Consider the following 20781-nt stretch of genomic DNA (forward strand, 5'->3'; position numbering starts at 1 on the left):
ATATAAGGTTTCAAGATAATTTTTAAACTTGTTCATTTATCAAATGAGAAAACTCAAATTAATATTTTATGTATAACTAACAAATTAGTTTAGTTAAAAATTAAGAGTGAATAGTGAACAGTTGTGGTTATTACTATTCACTTCGTTCCTAGTAATTCTCAACGTATTTTTAAATCTACAAAATTAAAACTTCTAAATAAGCAATTATCCAAGACTTTTATTCCATAACAAGTGGGACAGGTTCATTTTCGGATATTTTCTTCGCTTAACTGTAGATTCCATAATTACTGTATACCCATAACAAAATAAGCAAAGAACCAGTACCTAACAGGTACGCTGCTTTGCAGCTCAAGTACTGGTTCTTTGCTCGATAATTTATTTTATCTCCCTTTTTTATGGTGGTACAATTAAATGAACCTGTCCTTCTTGTTACGGCTACGAGTTTTGAATATAGCTTTTGTTTGTTTTATATCCTAAACCCAGAATTTACTCCCTTAAATTCAAAAGAAACTGGAATCCAGTTTTAACCAACACTGTCAATTGTCCTTTGTCAATTTCTTTAAAACTCTCTACATAAACTAAATAATCAATTCACCCAAGTTCTATCTCCATCACAAATGGGACAGGCACGATAAATTTATTTTCTTCGCTAACACTTGATGCTCTTCTAACTTTATACTTATATCTAAAAATTCAAAGCCAGTCCCGAACCTCTGTTCAAAGAAAGTGGTTGCCACTTTCATCCTAAATTCATAATTCATAATTCATAATTCTTAACTAAACATATTTGCACTTATTTTTCTCAACTGATAACAAAAATTTGATGAATAAATTTGAATTGGAGCTTGTTTCCCTATATATGAGTATTACTTAATTAATTGCTTTTGTAATAATTTATAACTCCTCTTCATATTTTAGATATATATACTAATTAGACAAGGAGTTGATTTTTTATGTACAAAAGGCTTTCAGTTATAATTTGTGTAATTTTTATGTCTGTTGCACTTACTGGATGCTCTAGTGACTTAAAATTTATTTTTCAAAAAGAAAAACCTAGTATAAATTTTTATACAGAAAACTTAATAAATTCTTACATAGAAAACCCTCCAACAGAGGTTTCAGTTTTTGATGTAAATATGTACAAGCAACAAACTTTAACAGAGGAGCAATCTTTTGATGTTTTAAAATTCATGAATTCTTTAAAAAAGGATTATGCTTTAGAAAAAGATTCAGTAGATCTAAGTGATGAAAAAATAACTTATAAAGTTTTTATAACTTTTGATAATTGTAAATATGTTATAAATGTTTACAATGAAAAATATATATCTATTTATCCATGGGATGGAAATCACTCAAAAGATTATATGGATATATCTCAAGTACCTATAGCTTATAACGTATATGGCCTTTGTAAATACTTTACTGATAATTCATTAAACAAAGATGAAGAAGATATAACAGATAAAAGAGAAAATATTGAAAAAGAACAACCTATAAAAGAACCTATAAAAGAACCTATAAAAGAACCTAATGAATCTAAAGAAGAAAAAGAGGGCAATTAAAAATGCCCTCTTTTTTTAATAAACTTTTATTTTACCTATAGGGTTCCAAGTTGACTTTTAAAATTATTCATTCCAAAACTTAGATACCCAAAATAGTGAGACATGCTCTGAATCACTTGGAACTCAACACTATATTTTATATAAAAATATTTTAAAGTTATTGAATAAATTTAAATTGGAGCTTGTTTCCCTATAGTATATTATACTCATTTAGTTTATATTTTTTATTTATTTTCCAATTCTTTTTTTATATCAATTACCCTTTTATTTAATATAGGATGCACTTTATACGGTACTATATCACATAATGGATCTAATACAAATAATCTTTCCTCCATTCTTGGATGAGGAAGTATTATATCTTTTTCATAACTAATTAAATCCTCATAGAAGATTATATCTAAATCTAATGTTCTTGGTCCCCATCTTATTATTCTTTCTCTTTTTAAATCTTTTTCTACTTCAAGTAGATATTCCATAAGTCTTTTAGGACTAAGCATTGTCTTTATTTTTATGGCTGTATTTAAAAACATATCTTGATCTTCATAACCAAATGGCTCTGTTTCATAAAAATCAGCAATCTCTACTATTTTAGTGTGTTTAGAATTATCTATTATTTCAAAGGCATCCATAATATTTTTCTTTTTGTCACCAATGTTTGCACCAACAGCAATTATAACTTCATGCCATGAGCGTTCCATCTTTATAGAAACATAGTCTAAATGTTTTTTTACTGGTGCCCAAGGTTTTTTTAATTCTAAACTTATTTTATTAATAGTATTATATTTAAGCATTATAGAATTAATCAGCTCTTCACATGCTGTTTCAATTAAATCATAACTAGTTTTAGTAAATTCTTTTTCTATTTCATCGCAAAGTATTCCATAGTGAACAGTATCTTCTAAATTATCTTCACTACTTGCTTTGCTTAAATCAAGTTCTACTTCCATTGTTAATACAAATTTTTGTCCTAAATTCTTCTCTTCTTGAAAATAACCATGGTTTGCAAAAATTTCTAAATCTTTTATAAATATTTTATCCATTCAAACACTCCCTAAACATTATCTTAAGTTTTTTGCTAATTTTAAATACTTATTATATATAGAAAAACTACTTTAATCTTTAAATTTTTGTTCTTAAATAGGGTTCCAAGTTGACTTTTAAACTTATTCATTTATCAAGTGAGAAAATTTAAGATTAATATTTTTTCAATAACTAACAGATTTTTTTAGTTAAGAGTTAAAAGTTTTATTTACTCTTTAAAATAATATCCGTCATAGTTGCAATTCTTTTATTTTCTTTAACATCATGAATTCTTATAAACTCGCATCCTGCCATTATTCCCATAACAGTTGTTGATAAAGTTCCTTCTAATCTATCTTTTGGTTCTTCAATATTAAGCGCTTTACCTATAAAAGATTTTCTTGAAGTTCCAAGAAGAATTGGATACCCCATTTTCTTAAACTCTTTAAGATTTTTCATTACAACAAGATTATCCTCATAAGTTTTTGCAAAGCCTACGCCAGGATCAAGTATTATATTTTCTTTTTTAACTCCAGCGTCTAAAGCTATATTTATACTTTCTTCTAAATCTACAATCATATCTGAAATTATATTTTTATATTCTTTATTATCTCTGTTATGCATTAGACAACACGGTACATTATACTTTGCTGCAACTTTAGCAATCTCTGGATCTTTCTTAAATCCCCATACATCATTTATTAAAGACGCACCATTTTCAATTGCTTGTCTAGCAACCTCAGCTTTATATGTGTCTATAGATATTGGTATATCCGTTTCCTTTCTTATAGCTTTTATTACAGGAATTACCCTTTCCAATTCTTCTTCTAATCCTACTGATTTATGACCTGGTCTTGTAGATTCTCCACCTATATCGATTATATCAGCACCATTTTTTATCATTTCTATGGCCCTTTTAACTGCATTATCTACCGTATTAAAATTTCCTCCATCTGAAAAAGAATCTGGAGTAACATTAAGTATTCCCATTATTATAGTTCTTTCATGTAAATCAAATTCTCTATTTCCAATTTTCATTATTCTAGCCAAAATAATCACTCCTATAATAAGCTAATTGTATATGGTGAATAGCTTATTAAAACCATTCACCACATACAAAAACTTAATATTTTATTTTTAAATTTTTCTTCTCATCATTCCAATAACATTGAGACTTAGCCTTGCAAGAAAAACACATTCTAGACAATTTATCACTCTTATAAAGAATATCACCTAAAATACTTTTTTCACTTTCTTTTTCCCTATGAGAAGATATAGCTTTTATAATCTCTTCACACTCTTCTTTAGAATATAAACATTCCTCTAATATTTTTGTTGCTAAAATAACACTTCCTTTATCATGCGGAATGTTTTTTTCATATTCCATAACTCTTCCTAAATCATGTAATAAGGCCGCTCCATAAATCAATTCTTTAGGTATATTTAACTTTTGTTCTAAAGAAATTATATAGCCTATCCTTGCCACATCCATGGAATGCTCTATTCCATGAATGCAAAACATTCTATTTCCTTCTAAATTGTTAAGCTTTCTTAAAGCTTCTTTAAAATAAGTATTTTTAAGTATAGAATTTATTTTATCATTCATTTAAACACCGTTTTTTCTAAAGTTTTAGTAATGATAAAACTTGATTTTGAAGTGCTATATTATCTTTAAATGCACCTTTTGACACCATAGTTGTTGTCTGCGTTCCAGGTTTTTTCACACCTCTCATAGTCATACACATGTGTTCTGCCTCTATAATAACCATAACTGCCTTAGTATTTAAATTTTTCATCATTGCTTCTGCAACTTGAGATGTTAGCCTCTCTTGAAGTTGAGGTCTTTTTGCAAAAACTTCTACTGTTCTTGCAAGCTTGCTAAGTCCTGCAACTTTACCATTGGGTATGTAAGCTATATGCACTTTGCCATAAAAAGGTACAAAATGATGTTCACACATTGAATAAAAAGTTATATCTTTCTCTATAACTATATCATCATTTTCTACTGTAAATGTCTTTTCTAAATGGCATTTTGGATCTTCTTCAAGTCCTGAAAAAATCTCTGCATACATTCTTGCAATTCTGTCTGGTGTGCCTATAAGACCTTCTCTATTAGGATCCTCGCCTATGGCTTCTATAATCATAGTAACAGCTTTTCTAATTTTTAATTCATCTATCATCTTAAACACTTCCATTCCCTATAGTTGTAAATTTTAAATTTGTACGTATTATTTTAATGTTGATACATAATATGATCTTATTTTATCTACCATATGATTTTCATTAATTTTAATATTATCTAACGAATTTATCTTCATAATTCCCATTAAGCTATTAGTTATAAAGGCACCATCACAATTTAATAGTTCATCTTTTGTAAAACGACCTTTTACAATCTTATATCCTATATTTTCTATGTTATCCACCAAAAATCCTCTTATTATTCCAGGCAAAATACCACATTCTATAGAAGGAGTGTAAATTATGTCGTTTTTTATAAAAAATACATTAGAAACAGCACCTTCTGCAATATAATTTTCAGTATTTAAAAATATAACCTCATCAAACCCTTTATTCTTAGCTTTTTCTTTTTCTATAATATTTTCTAAATAATTTAAAGATTTTATATAAGTTAAATCTGAATTCTCATTTCTTTTTACATTACTCATAGTTATATTAAAACCTTTTGAATAATCACTTTCCTTATAGGCTATCTCTCTTGAATTATATATAACATTTTCTCTAGAAACCATTATTTTTAAAGCTTTATCTCTAATTTTTAAAGCTTCTATTTTATCCATAACTTCATTCACTGTAATGGTTTTATCTATTTTTAATATTTTTAAAGAATCATTAAGTCTTTTTATATGTTCTTTTAATAATACAGGCTTATCTTTAACAAGAATTGTCTCAAAACATCCCCTACCGAAGGAATATCCATCATCTAATGTTATATTTTTCAAATTATTTCACCACTTTCTATATAGGGAAACAATCTCCTATTTAAGTTTACTCATCAAATCCTTATTATTAGTTGAAAAAACAAGTATAACTGTAGTTAGCTAATAATTTAGGATTAAACTGTAATTCAATTTCTTTTAATATATAATATATTCACTTTACAAACAAATTTAACTTAGTGCCTTCATCAATGCTTTAGCTTTATCTAAAGTTTCATCATACTCCATAACTTCTTCTGATTCATAGGTTATCCCTCCACCTACGCCAAAATAAGCTTTATTATCTTTTAGAAGAATAGTTCTTATTACAATATTTAAATCAACATTGCCATCAAATCCTATATATCCAATAGCACCTGTATAAATATTTCTATTCACTTTTTCTATTTCATCTATAATTTCCATGGAACGTATTTTAGGTGCACCAGTTATAGACCCACCAGGAAATGCTGCTTTAATTAAATCTATAGAAGAATATTTTTCTTTTATATCTCCAACTACTGTAGATACTAAGTGAAATACAGTACTGTATTCTTCTAATTTAAACAATTCCGTAACTTTAACAGAACCAGCACTACAAACTTTGCTCAAATCATTTCTTTCCAAATCTACTATCATCAAAAGTTCAGATTTATCTTTCTCACTATTTATAAGTTCATTTTTAAATTTTAAATCATCTTCTTTATTTTCTCCTCTAGGTCTTGTCCCTTTTATAGGTCTAGTTTCAACTACATTATTATAAACTTTTAAAAATCTCTCAGGTGAAGATGATACTATATCAAATCCGTCTAAATTCATATATGCTGCAAAAGGAGCCGGATTTATAGTTCTAAGAGTTTTATATATATCAAATGGTTTTTTTAATGTTTCCTTTTCATATCTTTGAGTTAAATTAGTTATATAAATGTCGCCACTTTCTATATAACTTCTTACTTTAGATACAGCATTTATATACTCATCTCTTTCAAAGTTAGATTTAAACTCATCTATTTTATATTTTAAGTTTGAATAATCTTCCGATTCCAGTTTATGCCCTCTTTTTATTAAGTTTTCAATGTCTACTATGCTACAATCACTATCTTTTAACTTTCCTAACGCTGTTACATGGCAACTTTTAGTAACATTATCATAAATAATAATGTTATCATAAAAATTAAAATAACAGTTTGGTATAACTACATCTTCTATAGATTTATTTGGCAAATCCTCTATGTCTTTACCAAGATCATAAGAAAAATATCCTATACCACCAGCTATAAATGGCAAATCACTATTATTTTCAAATTTATTAGCTTTAAATATTTTATCTAAATAAAGAAAACAATCTTCTTTAATATCTTCACCATTCACAGTACAAACACCATTTTTATATCTAAAAGTTTTATAAGGATTTATACCTATAAAACAATATCTACCCATAGTGGAAAAATCTCTTTGACTTTCTAAAAATATAACTTCTTTAAAATCCTTAAATATATTAAAAATTTCAAAGGAATTTAAATCAGTAGTAATTTTTTTAAGTTTAAAATCCATATTATATCCCCCTCAAAATTATGTCAAATATAGGGTTTTAAAAGTACAACTATAGTCAGTTAAGAGTTTACAACTATTAGTATAATGTTAATCTTAAAGCCCTATAATCCAGTACAAGGTTTAGACATATGAAAATAAATAAGAGTCCAAATATGCGAGAATACCTGTTTATTATTTATTTGATTATGCCTTAAATTATATTATAAATAAATTTTTATCTATTTTGGATATTCCATTCTCTTGTATTATTTATAAAATTCTTTAAAATTTCGTGTCCAAACTCTGTAAGTTCAGCTTCTGGATGAAATTGAACCCCTTCTATTGGATATTTTTTATGTCTTACTCCCATAATAACACCATCTTCCGTTTGTGCTGTAATTTTCAAACACTCTGGCAAAGACTCTTTTTCTATTATTAAGGAATGGTATCTAGTAACATTAAAAGGATTTTTTATATTTTTAAAAACCCCTTCCTTGTCATGGTTCACCAAATTTATTTTGCCATGTACTGGAACTTTACCTTTTACTATGTTCCCATGAAAAGCGTAACCTATAGATTGGTGTCCTAAGCATACACCGAAAATAGGAATTTTTCCTTTAAACCTATCAATAGCATCTAATACAATTCCACTATCCTTAGGTGCTTTAGGTCCTGGAGAAATAATTATCCCTTCTGGGTTTATTTCTTCTATCTTTTCTAAAGTTATTTTGTCATTTCTAAAAACTATAGTTTCTTCTTCTATTTCTTCTAAGTATCTAACTAAGTTATAAACAAAAGAATCATAATTGTCTATCATTAAAAACATAATACCCCACCTTTAAAGAAAATTTTATTCTACTTCCATAAATCTATACTCTTGTCCTGTTGGGTTTTCTTTTTCTTTTGGTACCTTTTCTAAAAACATGTCTATAGGTCTTACAAATAATTTATATTCTCCATAAAGTGCTCTATATACTACCATAACTTCCTCTGTTTCTGTGTTCGTTGCAACATCCTCTACAAAATATAATTTATTTTTAAAATGTCTATATATTTTTTTTACAGCTACTTTTCTTTCCAAAACTTGCCTCCCTCTAATGATACAAATAATTTTACATTGTTGAATGTATTTCATTTAAGTTTATAATAATATTAATACATAGTTTACTAGTTGTTAAATGTATTATAGCAAAAATATGTGTTATTTTTCCTTAATTTTAAAAGAAAAAATATTTTGATAACATTTTTTTGCTATTTCTTAAATTTTTTGATTTATATTTTCATTATACTGAAAAATTTCATTTAAAAATGAAATTTGTGTAAAAGAAAGGGGAATTTATTATGAAATTTGATTTACATACTCATAGCACTGCTTCTGATGGAAGATGTACTCCTTCTCAGTTAGTAGATAAAGCTATAAAGAATAATGTAGATTTTTTAGCAATAACTGACCACGATACAACAAATGGTATAGATGAGGCTTTAAAATATAGTGCTAATAAAAACATAAAGATAATTCCAGGTATAGAACTTTCAACTGTCCATAACAAAGAAAGTATACATGTTCTTGGTTATTTTAAAGATGAATCCTATAAAATGGATACTTTGCAAAGCTTTTTACAAGAATTAAAAGAATCTAGAATTAATAGAGCAAAGAAAATAATTGAAAACCTAAAAAACTATTTTAATATAGAAATATCCTATGAAGATATAAAAGACAACTATATAATAGCAAGACCTCATATAGCTAAAGCTATAATAAAAAGAGGGTATAATTATACTTTTAATGAAATTTTCGAAAAATTTATAAGTAAAGATAGCCCTGCTTATGTTGAGAATAAAAATATTACTTTAGAGGACGGAATTAAAATATTAAAAAAACATAATGCAATTGTCTCTCTTGCACACCCCTGTCTTATAAAAAAATCTAATGTAGAAGAGTTAATTAAAAATTATGATTTCGATTGTATCGAAGCTTATTATTCCATTCATAGTGAATATGACACCGCTAAATATATAAATCTCGGAAGAAAGTTTAATAAACTATTAACTTGTGGTTCTGACTTTCATGGAATAGAAAATGATTCTAAACATAGTGACCTTGGTTCTATAATAATGAACTCAACTAAAGCTAAAGAATTTTTAGATGCTTTATATAAATAAAAATAGGTAGTATGATTTTTGATATAATCCTTCCAAAATAGATTTGGTTATTTGCCCTGTCTACTTTAGAGGGATAATATCAATTTTTATACTACCTATTTTTTACTGTTAATTATAAAGAAATTTTTGTAAACTTTCTTTATCCTGTGATAATTTTGTAAAATCCACTTTATATTTTTCATTTAATTCATCTTTATTATATTTGTATACTTTATTATCTAAATTTTCAATTTTAAAATTAATAATATCAACATTTTTTATTAGTGCAAATAATACCACTGCATTTTTTTCTAATATTTCTTCTTTTAAATCATCCTTTAAATTGTAGCTTACAGTTATCTCATAGGGCTTTTCATCTGTTTTAAGTTCAAAACCATTACCAGATTCATTTAAGGGTAATTCTGATAGTATATTTAATTCTGATAATATATTTCCAACTGCACTATTATCACCAACATAAGAGTCCTTATACTCTAATAACTTATTCAAGCTAAGTTCCACTTTATCTTTATTTTTAAACTCACACCCAACTAATGTTAATGATAACATTAACATTACAGGTGTTAATAATCTTAATATTTTTTTCAATTTTTCCCCTCATTCCAATGCTTTTTTCTAAAATAATGTTAATTGCTCTACTAAATCTTTTTTTAGTGATGATATAGATATTCCTATAAGCCTTATATCCTCTGTAAGCTCTATACTATCTAATATTTTTTCCCCTTCATTGTATATTTCTTCTTCATCAAATACATATTTATTTAAAGTCTTGCTTTTTGTATGGTTTTCAAAAGAAGCTGTTTTTATTTTTACTGTTATGGTTTTCCCGCTAAAGTTTGCCTTTTTAAGTTGAGTTGCTATATCTCTTGAAAAATTCAAAAGATATCTTTTAAGTTGGGTTTTATCTTTTGTATCTTTTTTTAAAGTAGTTTCGCGACCTACGGATTTTCTTTCTCTAATCGCCGAAACACTCCTATTATCAATTCCTCTAATTCTATTATATATATCTACACCTTGTCTTCCAAAATATTCTTGCATAAACTCTATAGGTAAATCATATAAATCCCTTATAGTAAAAATAGCTATATTATTAAGCTTTTCTACAGATTTTTTACCTAATCCATGAACTTTTTTTATTGAAAGATCCATCAGTATATCTGGAATCATTTCTTTTTTTATTTCTTTTAATCCGTTAGGTTTATTCCAATCTGATGCAAGCTTAGCTAAAAATTTATTATATGATATTCCGATAGATATATTAAGACCTAATTCCATCTTAATCATGCTTTTAATTTTCAGCGCTACAACTACTGGATTTTCTTTCAAATCAGTTATGTCCATATATGCTTCATCTATACTTACAGGCTCTATTTTATCTGTAATTTCATATAGAAGTTCAAAAACCATATTAGATACTTCTTTATATCTGTGGTGCCTTGTAGGCAAAAATATACCCTTAGGACATAACGCTTTTGCTTTATATATAGGCATTGCAGAACTTACTCCAAATTTTCTAGCTTCATAAGAACATGTAGCTACAACCCCTCTTTCTGACACTCCCCCTACAATAACTGGTTTATTTTTCAAACTTGGATTATCCATAACTTCAACTGAAGAAAAGAAAGCATCCATATCTACATGAATAATTACTGACTCCAATAAATTCACTCCTACTAATAATCACCAAACTAATTTATTTAGTGACTAACATTGCTTTTATTTTCTATATCATATATCATTTAGAGTTTTCATTCAACATTTTAAGTATTTCTTTATCCCTTATTATTCTTGGTATTTTTAATTGATTTTTCGATACTCCTTTTTGGATCATATAACTCTTGATTTTCGAAAAAGTATTTTCTCTTAATAGTATAACTTTAATTTCCCCTAATTTTTTATTTTTTCTAAATCTTCCATAGGCAAAATTGGTTTTGCATAGTTCTTTATCTAAGGTTTCAGCTATAATATTACTTTCTTTAGAATCTCTAATTTCCATATAAAAAATATATCTTCCTGGAGTAACATTATTATCTTCCATAGTTGAATAATCCACTATATCTAATTTTAATTTTTGTGAAGTTCTTCTTAATGCCTCTGTCACATGTGCTTCTGTTGTTTTTTCTGAAGCCATATTTAAAAGTTGATTTTTTCTATATAAAAATTTTATTTCAGGGCTATTGTTATAATATCCTATAACTTTGACAACATCCCCGATTCTGTATCTATAAAGACCTGAAAAGTTAGTAACTACAATTTCATACACTTTTCCTATTTCAAGTTCATTTATAGTCTTAGTTATAATATTATTTTCACTGCACTCTATAGGTATGAATTCATAAAAAGCGGTATCTGAAAGAACTACATAACTTATTTTACCAACATTAGGATTCATTCCAATAACAGCCTCTGATGCAGCATATGCATTAGAATATATAATTAAGTTACCACTATAATAATTAACCTTATCATCATATACTGAAAAGCTTCCACCAGTAACAGTTGCTATATACACAATAGATTTCCAAAGCCTTTTCGCTATACCTTTAAAACCTCTTTTAAATTCACCTTCAATTTCACTTGCTCTTTTTTTTAGTGGATAATTTTTCTCTAAAAGTACCTTTCTAAATTCTGGTTCTATTTTTAAATTTTCATTTAAAGTTCCATGGGAAATATCATAAACTAAATTTTCCCACTGTTTTTCCATAATTCTAAAAAAATCTAATATACTAGATATAAAAACTCCACTTATATAACTTAAATTTTCATCCCTTAATGCAAAAAGAATATGAAGATATAGTGCACTTTCTTTATCATTCATACTCATAACTTCTATAGGTGAAGTCCATATAAAAGGTATTATAGACTTTATAGATTTCATTCCACCTGATGTAGCGGAACTTATAGGTATGCCTGATATAGTATATCTGGTATTTACTATATCTGTAAGCATAACTCCTTTTCCATAGTTCCATTGTTCTTTTAAATTTTCATATAATATTCTTTCTGTTAAAATACCCATGTATTTTGCCCCAACTTTAATTCCTTTTCTAGTTGTTGGAATTAACTTTTGTTTACCTGTAGTTCCTGAAGTTAATGCAAAATACTTTATATTATCACAAACTAAAATGTTTTTTTCCCCTCTACACATTTTCATAACGTATTTTTCATAGTCATCATATGTTGATATCGGTACCTTTTCCTTATATTCTTTTAAATTTTTAATATTTATAAAATCATGTTTCTTGCCAAAATCGCTTTTGCTACTTCTTCTTATTATACATTTTAAAGTACTCATACTCTTTTCATAAGAATTTATTGTGTTTTTTTCAAAGTGCCTTTTAACACTACCTCCTAAAGTTATCATTGTTAAGTACATAGATTTCGTTATAAAACTCACAACAAACACTTCCTCAACTTGCTTAGCTTATATATAGGGTTCAAGCCTCAAAGATTAACTTATAAATTAAAATTAAAGTTCAAATCCCTATGCAACATATTTCTATAATATTTAATACTTTTTTGTATTTGTTACATAGTTTTATATTATGAAATTAAAGGTAATTTGTGTTAATTCCTATGATATAAATAAATAAATAAAGAGTGTCCCTTTTAATGATTAAAATCATTTGAGACACTCTTTTTAAATTTTATTACTCTATAGGGATTTTAATCTAGAGTTATAAATTATATTTTTATCTATATTATGCTTCTATTAAGAATGCTTCGTATGCTCTAAATGCTTCGTATATATCAGCTTTACTTGCTATTTCATATGGAGCATGCATGTTGTGTAGTGCAACACCTGAATCTATAACTTCCATTCCATATTCAGCTAAGATGTAAGCGATTGTTCCACCGCCACCTTGGTCAACTTTTCCAAGTTCTGATGTTTGCCAAGAAACATTGTGTTTTTCCATTATAGCTCTTAATTGTGCTATAAATTCTGGGTTAGCATCGTTACATCCACCTTTTCCTCTAGCACCTGTATATTTATTGAAAACAATACCTTTTCCGAAGAATGCATTGTTTTGTTTTTCACTTACTGATGCATAGTTTGGATCAAATGCAGCACTAACATCTGAAGATAACATTTTTGAATTAGCTAATGCTCTTCTTACTTTAAGATCACTATAATCTCCCATTAAGTTTACAACTTCAGCAACAGTGTTTTCAAAGAATCTTGATTGCATTCCTGTAGCACCTTGGCTTCCAACTTCTTCTTTGTCAACTAATAATGTTATACAAGTTTTCTTAGTTTCTTTTATTTTCATCATTGCTTCAAATGAAGTGTAAGAACATACTCTATCATCATGTCCATAAGCCATAACCATTGAGCTATCTAATCCATAACTTCTTGCTCTTCCAGCTGGAACCACTTCTAATTCTGCTGAAACAAAATCTTCTTCATCTATTCCATATTTTTCATTTAATAATCTTAATACATTTAATTTAACTCTATCTTTAGCTTCTTTATCTTCAACTGGAATACTTCCTATACAAACATTTAAAGCTTCACCTTCAACACCTTTAGCTAAAGTTTTAGCCATTTGATCTCCTGCTAAGTGAATTAATAAATCAGATATTCCAACTACTGGTTCTTTTTCATCTTCTCCGATTACTACGTCAACAACTGAACCATCTTTTTTACAAACTACACCATGTATTGCTAATGGTAATGTTGTCCATTGATATTTTTTAATTCCACCATAGTAATGAGTTTTTAAAAGCGCTAAATCTGAATCTTCATATAGTGGATTTTGTTTTAAATCTAATCTTGGAGAGTCTATATGAGCTCCTAAAATATTGAATCCTTTTTCTACTGATTCAGAACCTATTAAGAATAAAGCTAAAGTTTTTCCCATACAATTAGCATACACTTTGTCACCAGCTTTTAAGTTAGTTCCATTTGCAATGTATGTATTTATATCTTTATAGCCTTGAGCTTCAGCTAATTCTATAAATTCTTTAACACATTCTCTTTCTGTTTTACATTTAGACATAAAGTCTATATATTCATCTGATAGTGAAAATACTTTTTTTAAATCCTCTTTTTTGTATTTGTCCCAAGCTAATTCATATTTTTTTGTTAAATCTGCCATTGCCTGCTCCCCCTTTTATAATAAATATTGAGAAAAGTTTAAATAATTTTAACTTTCTCTTAATTTCAATTTATATTTTACTAGACTTTTCTAAAAATTTCAAACATTTTTTAACTATAAATTTATAATTTGTTCAAATTTTTTTAACATTTTCTTTACTTTTCTATATTATTCAGCTCATTAATCCTTTTTTCTATAGTGTCTACTGCTGTTATCTTCTGAGTTACTGTATATCTAAAGTTTACTGCTGCAGCCTCTATTATAACCGCCAAATTTCTTCCCGGTCTTATTGGCAATGTTACCTTAGGAACTTTGACATTTAGAATTTCTATTTCTTCTTTATCAATTCCTAATCTTTCATAATATTTATCTGCATCCCAGTTCTCTATGCTTATAACCATTTTTACAATTTTTTTAGGAATTATTGCACTTAATCCATATACTGCGGATATATCTATAATACCCATACCTCTTACTTCTAGCATACCTTTTGTAACATATGGACATGTACCATGTAATATTCCATCAACCTGTTTTATGTCTACAGCATCATCTGCCACCAATCTATGACCTCTTTTTATTAATTCAAGTGCAGTTTCACTTTTTCCTATTCCACTTTCTCCAGTAATTAAAATGCCGATACCATACACATCAACTAGCACTCCATGTAGCCTAGTTTCTGGGGCTAATTCTAATTCTAAATAATTAGTTATTTTACCTATAAATTTAGTAGCGTTCATACTTGTTCTAAGCATCCAAATATTCTTTTTCTTTGCAGCCTCTATAAGTTCACTATCTATATTTAAAGATCTAGTAATTATTATACATGGAACATCCAAAGAAAAAAAATTCTCTATTCTTTCTTTTCTTATTTCCTCTGGTAATGATTTGAAATAACCATATTCTGTTTTCCCTAAAATCTGCAATCTATTATTATCAAAATCTTCATAGTATCCTGCTAGTTGAAGTCCAGGCCTATTTATATCACAGGCCTGTATTTCCTTTTGATTATCTCCTTGCACAAGAATTTCCAAATTAAAATTTTCAACTAGGTTTCTTACTGTAACCATAGTAAATCTCCTTTTTAATTTTTAGTTCCTTTAGGAGGTATTCTTTCTATACCATCTAATTGTGCTCTAAAATTTCTTTTCACATTATTTATGTACTTTTGTCTTAAAGTTTGTTGCTCTTCTTTTTCAGCATCTGTTAAACCTTCTTCTTGACTTTTTTTGTATAATTCATTTATACGTTTAACCATTTCATCATGATCCATTACTTATTACCTCTCTTTTCTTCGATTTTTTTTTACATTTAACTGTTTATATTTTACTTTAATTTCCCAAGACTTTAAAGATATAAATTTAAATTTCGATAATTATTTTTGCTTTTACTTGTAACATTTGACATTTATTAGGATATTTTGTACTAATTTGACAAAATAAAATGCTTAACTTTCCTTCTTATTTTTGTTACAATTTATTTGTAAAAAATAGTAAAAAATAATTACTTGGAGGATTATTATGGGGATAGATACACAAATTTTAGAAGAGAAAATTAATTGTTACAAAAAGATCTTAAATTTACTTTTAGTGGAAAATTGTATAACTGACTCAAAAGTAGTTAATTATTCTCAAAAATTGGATAAATATATAGTTGAGTACCAAAAATATTTTATTTAGTATTCACTTGTACATAGTTAAGTTGTGCAAGCTTTAAAACTAAAATTAATTAAAGCTTGCTTTATTTTTTACTGTACACTGAATACTATATCATCCACATTCTCTATTTCTTCTTTTGAAAATATTACTAAAAAATTAATATGTTCAAAATTATCTTCACTTGGCTCATAACATATTAATTCATAATTTAAATCCATTTCTTCGCTGCAATCATTAATTACGTCTTCTACATTATCCATTGCAAAATCAGTTAAATATGGCAACAAATAATCATAATACCAGCTTTCACTTTGTTTCTCCTCTTCGCATTCATCATCAGCATATTCTGACGCTGATTCTAATTCTAAGTCATCAAAGTAATATGTAAACTTAAATATACTTTTAGACTTATCAAAGGATTTATCTTTTACATCCTCTAAGTCACATTCTTCTAAAAAGTTTATTATTTTCTTATTATCCAAAACATTTCCTCCTTTTATTATTATAAATCTATTATATTATATAACTAAATATCAAGGGCTTTTATTATAATCTTAACATTTTTTATAATTTTTATAATTTTTATAATATTTAAATTTAAATTCTTTTTCAAAAACCCCTTATATTTTACTCCATTTTATTATATAATTTAAAATCGCAAAGGGGGAATTTTTTATGAAAATAAATGTTATCGGAGTGCCTTTATTTTTAGGTTGTGATAGAAAAGGTGTTGATTTAGCACCAAATAAACTTAGAGAAAAAGGCTTATTACAAATTTTAGAAAAACAAAATCATGATGTATTTGACCTTGGAAACATATATGTTCCTCAGGTTAAAGAATGTGATAAGTTTTCTTGTCATAGTAATATGAAATATATTGATACAATATTAGGAGTTAATAAAAATTTAGCTCAATCAGTATATAATTCATTAAGCTCTGACTCTTTTCCATTAGTAATAGGTGGTGATCATTCACTAGGATTAGGTAGTATTTGTGGTGCTAGTAAATACTTTGATAATCTTGCTGTTATTTGGATTGATGCTCATGGTGATATAAATACACCTGACACATCACCTTCTGGAAATGTACATGGTATGCCTCTTGGTGCTGCTATGGGATTTGGAGATTCATCTCTTACTAATTTATACTTTGATGGTAAAAAAGTTAATCCTAAAAACGTTTATCTAATCGGTGCTAGAGATTTAGATAAAGGTGAAACTCTTTTAATTGAAGAGGAAGGAATTAATCTTTATTCTACTGTTGATGTAAAAGAAAAGGGAATTAAATTTATAATTAACGAGATTTTATCAAATCTAAAAGAGAAAAATATAGACAACGTACATTTAAGCTTTGATATAGACTGTATAGACTCAGAATTTGTACCTGGTACTGGAACACCTGTTCCACATGGTATGTCTACAGATGAGGCTAAATCGTCCTTACAACTACTTTTTAATAGTGGTAAGGTAAAATCTATGGACTTTGTAGAATTAAACACAGAACTTGAAGATGGCGAAAAAACTATAGACCTATGTTTAAATCTTATAGATTTTATTTCTAAAAATATATAAAATAAAAGCTACATTGTTAAATACAATGTAGCTTTTGATTTATATTTTTAAAATATTATTATGCTTTTACTACTATTCTACTTGGTCCTGGATTTGCTATATCCTGAGATTTTAATGCTGTATCTACTAATTGAGTATTTCCTATAATGCCAAATAATCCAATAATTAACATACCACCTACTAAAAATTTTTTAACATTTTTCATAACTTATACTCCTCCCTTTATTTTATTAATAATATTTAATCCAATATCTAATTTAGATATTTCACTGGTATACTGAAATAATAATAATGTTATATTATATAAAATTTTATAATTTTCATGGTATATATTAATCTCGTAAAGTATATCTTCCACATATTCTTCAAATCTTTCTATTTTCTTCATTGATTTTAAAATTTCAAAAATACTTTGATAACATTCTACATATTTATCTACCTGATAAAACTTTCTAGCATTTACAAGCGCCTTTTCAGAACAAATTAGGGCTTCTCTTAATTTGTTATTTTGACTATACATGTAACTAAGTTGCAACAAAGTATTAGTCGTCAATTCTGAATTATCATCTAGTTGTAAATTCATAGATTTATTAAGATATTCTCCACTTTTATCTTCTAAACCTAATTTTTCTGAAATGATAGACATATTATAATATACTAAATAACTTTTCTCATATTTTTCTATTTCTTCATATACTTCTAAAGCTTCAAGATATTGCTCTGTATTATGATAAATATTAGCTTTTATTATATTTATCTTAGTTTTTTCTTGATTATTTATATTATTTAATTTTAATGCTTCATTTAAATAATAAATAGCTTCATCATATCTTCCAATTATATAAATTGTAAGGCCTATATTATATAAAATTTTTCCTAACAACTCTTCGTCATTTATATGATAAACTTCATATTTTTCATAAGCCCTCTTAAAATAATCCATACAAATTTCAAAATTTTCAAGTTTATAATAACATGAACCTATTCTATTTAGAACTTCTACTTCTATAAATTCAAATTCCTCTGAAAATGGGTATTCTAATATAAAATCTAAAACAGTTTGTAAATATTTTAATGCCAAATTACAATTATTTTCTTTATACTCATTTTCTCCAATTTCTTTATTTATCTTTATCATTAAATTTATAATTTTATTTTCAGTTACTTTATCTAATAATTTTTCAAATTTTTCAAAATCATATTTGTATTTTTTTAAATTTTCAAACTCTTTCGTATAATGCTCTTCTATTATTTCTTCTGATGTCCTTAACAAATCTTTCGCTGCTATATTTAAAATTATTCCTTTTTCCTGTGATAGTTCATTAAATCTATTAGCTAGTTTCACAGCCATAGCCATAGATAATTTTTTCTTACCATTTTCTAGCATATATATATAATTAGAGCTAGATAGTCCCTCTGATAATTCCTTTTGAGTTATTCTTAGTAAATTTCTGTAATACTTTATTCTATTAATTATAAATTCACCCATATTTTTCAACCTCAATATAATTATATATTATCAACACCGTGGAAAAAAGTAATTATTGTCGAAGTAATAAAATCTTTTAAATTTCTATTAATCTTTTTTAGTGGTAAAAACTTTTTCGACAAAATATCCCTAAAATAAAGTTAGAATTATATACCTATAAAAGAATACGAATCTATTTTTTATTTTTTTGTAAGCTTTCAAACTTAACTTAAAAGAAATTTTTAAATTATTCAGCTATATATTTTATTATACATTTAAATTTATTCATCAAATTTTTGTTATCAATTAATAGAAATAAATACAACTATAGATAGTTAAAAGTAAATGAATAAACTTAAAAATCAACTTATTCATTTCAAATTACCATACTTATAATAATTCCTTTCAAAAAAACATTAAGACATTACTTTTATATAAAATTCATCATAAAAAGACTGTTTTAAAATAAAATTAAAATTCTATTTCAAAACAGTCTTTCATAAATATTATTTAACTATTTAACTAACTCTAAATATTTTTCTACAAATTCTTCACACGCTTTAAAATCTTCGTTCCCTGGAACAAAGTTAAATTTAAATCCAGAATCTAAAGTTTTAAATTTAAGTTCTTTTAATCTATTATGAAGCATAGGAACACTTTCTCCACTCCAACCATAAGACCCAAAGGATTCTGCTGCTTTTCCTCTATTAATAACAGCACTTACACCAGTTAGTAAATTCCAAGTTGGTGCAACAGCATCTTGATTTATAGTTGGTGACCCTATTAAGATTCCACTAGCTTTTTCAACTTTTCCTATTAATTCACATAAATTTTCGCCTGTTATCTCATGTACTTCTGCTTTAATACCTTTTCTATTTATAGTATCTCCTATAAACTCTGCAATTTTTCCTGTGTTTCCATAAGCTGAAACATAGAATATCTGTATGTTTTTTTCATTTATAGGCTCTTCTTTAGCCCATTCTCTATATAATTCTTTAAATTTTGATATATCTTCTTTAATATGAACTGGTCCATGACTTGGAGCAACCATATCTAACTCTAAGCCATCTATTTTATTTAATCCCATATTTACAAATTTTTTAAATGGTCCCATTATGCAATCAAAGTAATATTTCATTTCATCTACATAATCTCCACCACAGTCTCCTGTTATACATCCCTTCGGAGAATAGTGACATCCCATAACATCGCATGTAAATAGAACTTTATCGTATTCATCATATGTGAACATAGTATCTGGCCAATGTAAATTAGGTGCTGATATAAACTTAAGTGTTCTTTTTCCTATATTTAAAGATTCTGATGCAGCAACTCCATTAAATGGTTTATTTAATATGCCTTCTAAGTATCTTAATGCAGCTTTTGATGCAACTACAGTTGCATTAGGATAAGCCTCTAAAACTTTTATTAAAGATCCACTATGGTCTAACTCTGTATGGTGAACTATTATATAGTCTATATCTTTGTCACCGATAACTTCTTTTATATTATTTAAAAATACATCTGAAAACTTATCTTTTACAGAATCAAATAATACAACTTTTTCATCATTTATTAAATAAGAATTGTAAGTAGTACCTCTTTTTGTCTCCATTATTATATCGAAAATTTTAAGCTCTGGGTCATTTGCTCCAACCCAATATAAGTCTTTTTTTAATTCAGCTGGTTTCATCTTCTACTCCTCCATTTAAAACAATATTCTTATTTTATATTACATTGACTTATAGGGTTCCAAGTTGACTT

General features: G+C 26.7%; 22 protein-coding genes. 4 read left to right on the forward strand and 18 right to left on the reverse strand.

Annotated elements, in window-relative coordinates:
• The first annotated feature begins 953 nt into the window (after positions 1-953).
• Positions 954-1562 (forward strand): DUF4883 family protein, encoded by a 609-nt coding sequence (locus AZI32_RS06680; RefSeq protein ID WP_061995104.1) that lies wholly within the window; start codon positions 954-956, stop codon positions 1560-1562.
• Positions 1563-1786: 224 nt separating this feature from the next.
• On the opposite strand, the gene folK is transcribed toward AZI32_RS06680, so the two are convergent.
• The 8 genes from folK to AZI32_RS06720 all read right to left on the reverse strand — a co-directional run bounded on the left by folK (position 1787) and on the right by AZI32_RS06720 (position 8138).
• A complete protein-coding gene (gene folK, locus AZI32_RS06685) occupies positions 1787-2605 on the reverse strand; it encodes a 2-amino-4-hydroxy-6-hydroxymethyldihydropteridine diphosphokinase (RefSeq protein ID WP_061995105.1) in 819 nt (272 codons plus the stop codon).
• A gap of 205 nt (positions 2606-2810) precedes the next feature.
• Complete coding sequence (gene folP / locus AZI32_RS06690) at positions 2811-3623, reverse strand: dihydropteroate synthase (RefSeq protein ID WP_061995159.1); 813 nt, start codon at positions 3621-3623, stop codon at positions 2811-2813.
• Between the two features lie 85 nt (positions 3624-3708).
• On the reverse strand, positions 3709-4191 hold the full coding sequence (locus AZI32_RS06695; RefSeq protein ID WP_061995106.1) for an HD domain-containing protein: 483 nt from the start codon (positions 4189-4191) through the stop codon (positions 3709-3711).
• Between the two features lie 16 nt (positions 4192-4207).
• A complete protein-coding gene (folE, locus tag AZI32_RS06700) occupies positions 4208-4762 on the reverse strand; it encodes a GTP cyclohydrolase I FolE (protein ID WP_199869940.1) in 555 nt (184 codons plus the stop codon).
• Between the two features lie 51 nt (positions 4763-4813).
• Positions 4814-5548, reverse strand: a complete 735-nt coding sequence (locus AZI32_RS06705) for an aminotransferase class IV (protein ID WP_061995108.1) — start codon at positions 5546-5548, stop codon at positions 4814-4816.
• Positions 5549-5716: 168 nt separating this feature from the next.
• Entirely contained in the window at positions 5717-7078 is a 1362-nt protein-coding gene (gene pabB / locus AZI32_RS06710) for an aminodeoxychorismate synthase component I (protein ID WP_061995109.1), read from the reverse strand.
• Between the two features lie 214 nt (positions 7079-7292).
• The gene (locus AZI32_RS06715) at positions 7293-7883 is read right to left on the reverse strand and encodes an aminodeoxychorismate/anthranilate synthase component II (RefSeq protein ID WP_061995110.1); all 591 of its coding nucleotides are present in this window, start codon (positions 7881-7883) and stop codon (positions 7293-7295) included.
• Between the two features lie 24 nt (positions 7884-7907).
• Positions 7908-8138, reverse strand: a complete 231-nt coding sequence (locus AZI32_RS06720) for a DUF1653 domain-containing protein (protein ID WP_061995111.1) — start codon at positions 8136-8138, stop codon at positions 7908-7910.
• A 260-nt stretch (positions 8139-8398) separates the two neighbouring features.
• Between AZI32_RS06720 and AZI32_RS06725 the strand changes: the two genes are divergently transcribed.
• A complete protein-coding gene (locus AZI32_RS06725; protein ID WP_061995112.1) occupies positions 8399-9220 on the forward strand; it encodes a PHP domain-containing protein in 822 nt (273 codons plus the stop codon).
• Positions 9221-9328: 108 nt separating this feature from the next.
• Here AZI32_RS06725 and AZI32_RS06730 read toward each other — a convergent pair whose 3' ends face one another.
• From AZI32_RS06730 to AZI32_RS06755, 6 genes are all read right to left on the reverse strand, one after another.
• Positions 9329-9808 (reverse strand): DUF4825 domain-containing protein, encoded by a 480-nt coding sequence (locus AZI32_RS06730; protein WP_061995113.1) that lies wholly within the window; start codon positions 9806-9808, stop codon positions 9329-9331.
• A gap of 27 nt (positions 9809-9835) precedes the next feature.
• Positions 9836-10879: a DNA polymerase IV gene (locus tag AZI32_RS06735; RefSeq protein WP_061995114.1), complete on the reverse strand. Its 1044-nt coding sequence runs from the start codon at positions 10877-10879 to the stop codon at positions 9836-9838.
• Between the two features lie 76 nt (positions 10880-10955).
• A complete protein-coding gene (locus AZI32_RS06740) occupies positions 10956-12617 on the reverse strand; it encodes a GH3 auxin-responsive promoter family protein (protein WP_082761162.1) in 1662 nt (553 codons plus the stop codon).
• 304 nt (positions 12618-12921) lie between these two features.
• Positions 12922-14319, reverse strand: a complete 1398-nt coding sequence (locus tag AZI32_RS06745) for an aminopeptidase (RefSeq protein ID WP_061995115.1) — start codon at positions 14317-14319, stop codon at positions 12922-12924.
• 155 nt (positions 14320-14474) lie between these two features.
• Positions 14475-15389 carry an HPr(Ser) kinase/phosphatase gene (hprK, locus tag AZI32_RS06750; RefSeq protein WP_061995116.1) on the reverse strand — a complete coding sequence of 305 codons (915 nt, stop codon included), beginning with the start codon at positions 15387-15389 and terminating at the stop codon, positions 14475-14477.
• A gap of 14 nt (positions 15390-15403) precedes the next feature.
• Positions 15404-15592: a DUF896 domain-containing protein gene (locus AZI32_RS06755; protein ID WP_061995117.1), complete on the reverse strand. Its 189-nt coding sequence runs from the start codon at positions 15590-15592 to the stop codon at positions 15404-15406.
• A gap of 247 nt (positions 15593-15839) precedes the next feature.
• Here AZI32_RS06755 and AZI32_RS17910 point away from each other — a divergent pair, with 247 nt between their 5' ends.
• On the forward strand, positions 15840-15998 hold the full coding sequence (locus AZI32_RS17910; RefSeq protein WP_082761163.1) for an aspartyl-phosphate phosphatase Spo0E family protein: 159 nt from the start codon (positions 15840-15842) through the stop codon (positions 15996-15998).
• Positions 15999-16066: 68 nt separating this feature from the next.
• Here AZI32_RS17910 and AZI32_RS06760 read toward each other — a convergent pair whose 3' ends face one another.
• Positions 16067-16459, reverse strand: coding sequence for a hypothetical protein (locus tag AZI32_RS06760; protein ID WP_061995118.1), 393 nt, complete (start codon positions 16457-16459; stop codon positions 16067-16069).
• Positions 16460-16652: 193 nt separating this feature from the next.
• Between AZI32_RS06760 and rocF the strand changes: the two genes are divergently transcribed.
• Positions 16653-17549 carry an arginase gene (rocF, locus tag AZI32_RS06765; protein ID WP_061995119.1) on the forward strand — a complete coding sequence of 299 codons (897 nt, stop codon included), beginning with the start codon at positions 16653-16655 and terminating at the stop codon, positions 17547-17549.
• A gap of 58 nt (positions 17550-17607) precedes the next feature.
• Here rocF and AZI32_RS18335 read toward each other — a convergent pair whose 3' ends face one another.
• The 3 genes from AZI32_RS18335 to AZI32_RS06775 all read right to left on the reverse strand — a co-directional run bounded on the left by AZI32_RS18335 (position 17608) and on the right by AZI32_RS06775 (position 20710).
• On the reverse strand, positions 17608-17754 hold the full coding sequence (locus AZI32_RS18335) for a hypothetical protein (protein WP_157450856.1): 147 nt from the start codon (positions 17752-17754) through the stop codon (positions 17608-17610).
• 3 nt (positions 17755-17757) lie between these two features.
• Positions 17758-19038 (reverse strand): tetratricopeptide repeat protein, encoded by a 1281-nt coding sequence (locus AZI32_RS06770; protein WP_061995120.1) that lies wholly within the window; start codon positions 19036-19038, stop codon positions 17758-17760.
• A gap of 493 nt (positions 19039-19531) precedes the next feature.
• Positions 19532-20710 carry an FprA family A-type flavoprotein gene (locus AZI32_RS06775; protein ID WP_061995121.1) on the reverse strand — a complete coding sequence of 393 codons (1179 nt, stop codon included), beginning with the start codon at positions 20708-20710 and terminating at the stop codon, positions 19532-19534.
• Between the last annotated feature and the right edge of the window lie 71 nt (positions 20711-20781).

Source organism: Clostridium sp. ATCC 25772, from assembly GCF_001573875.1.
Classification (GTDB): domain Bacteria; phylum Bacillota; class Clostridia; order Clostridiales; family Clostridiaceae; genus Clostridium_J; species Clostridium_J senegalense.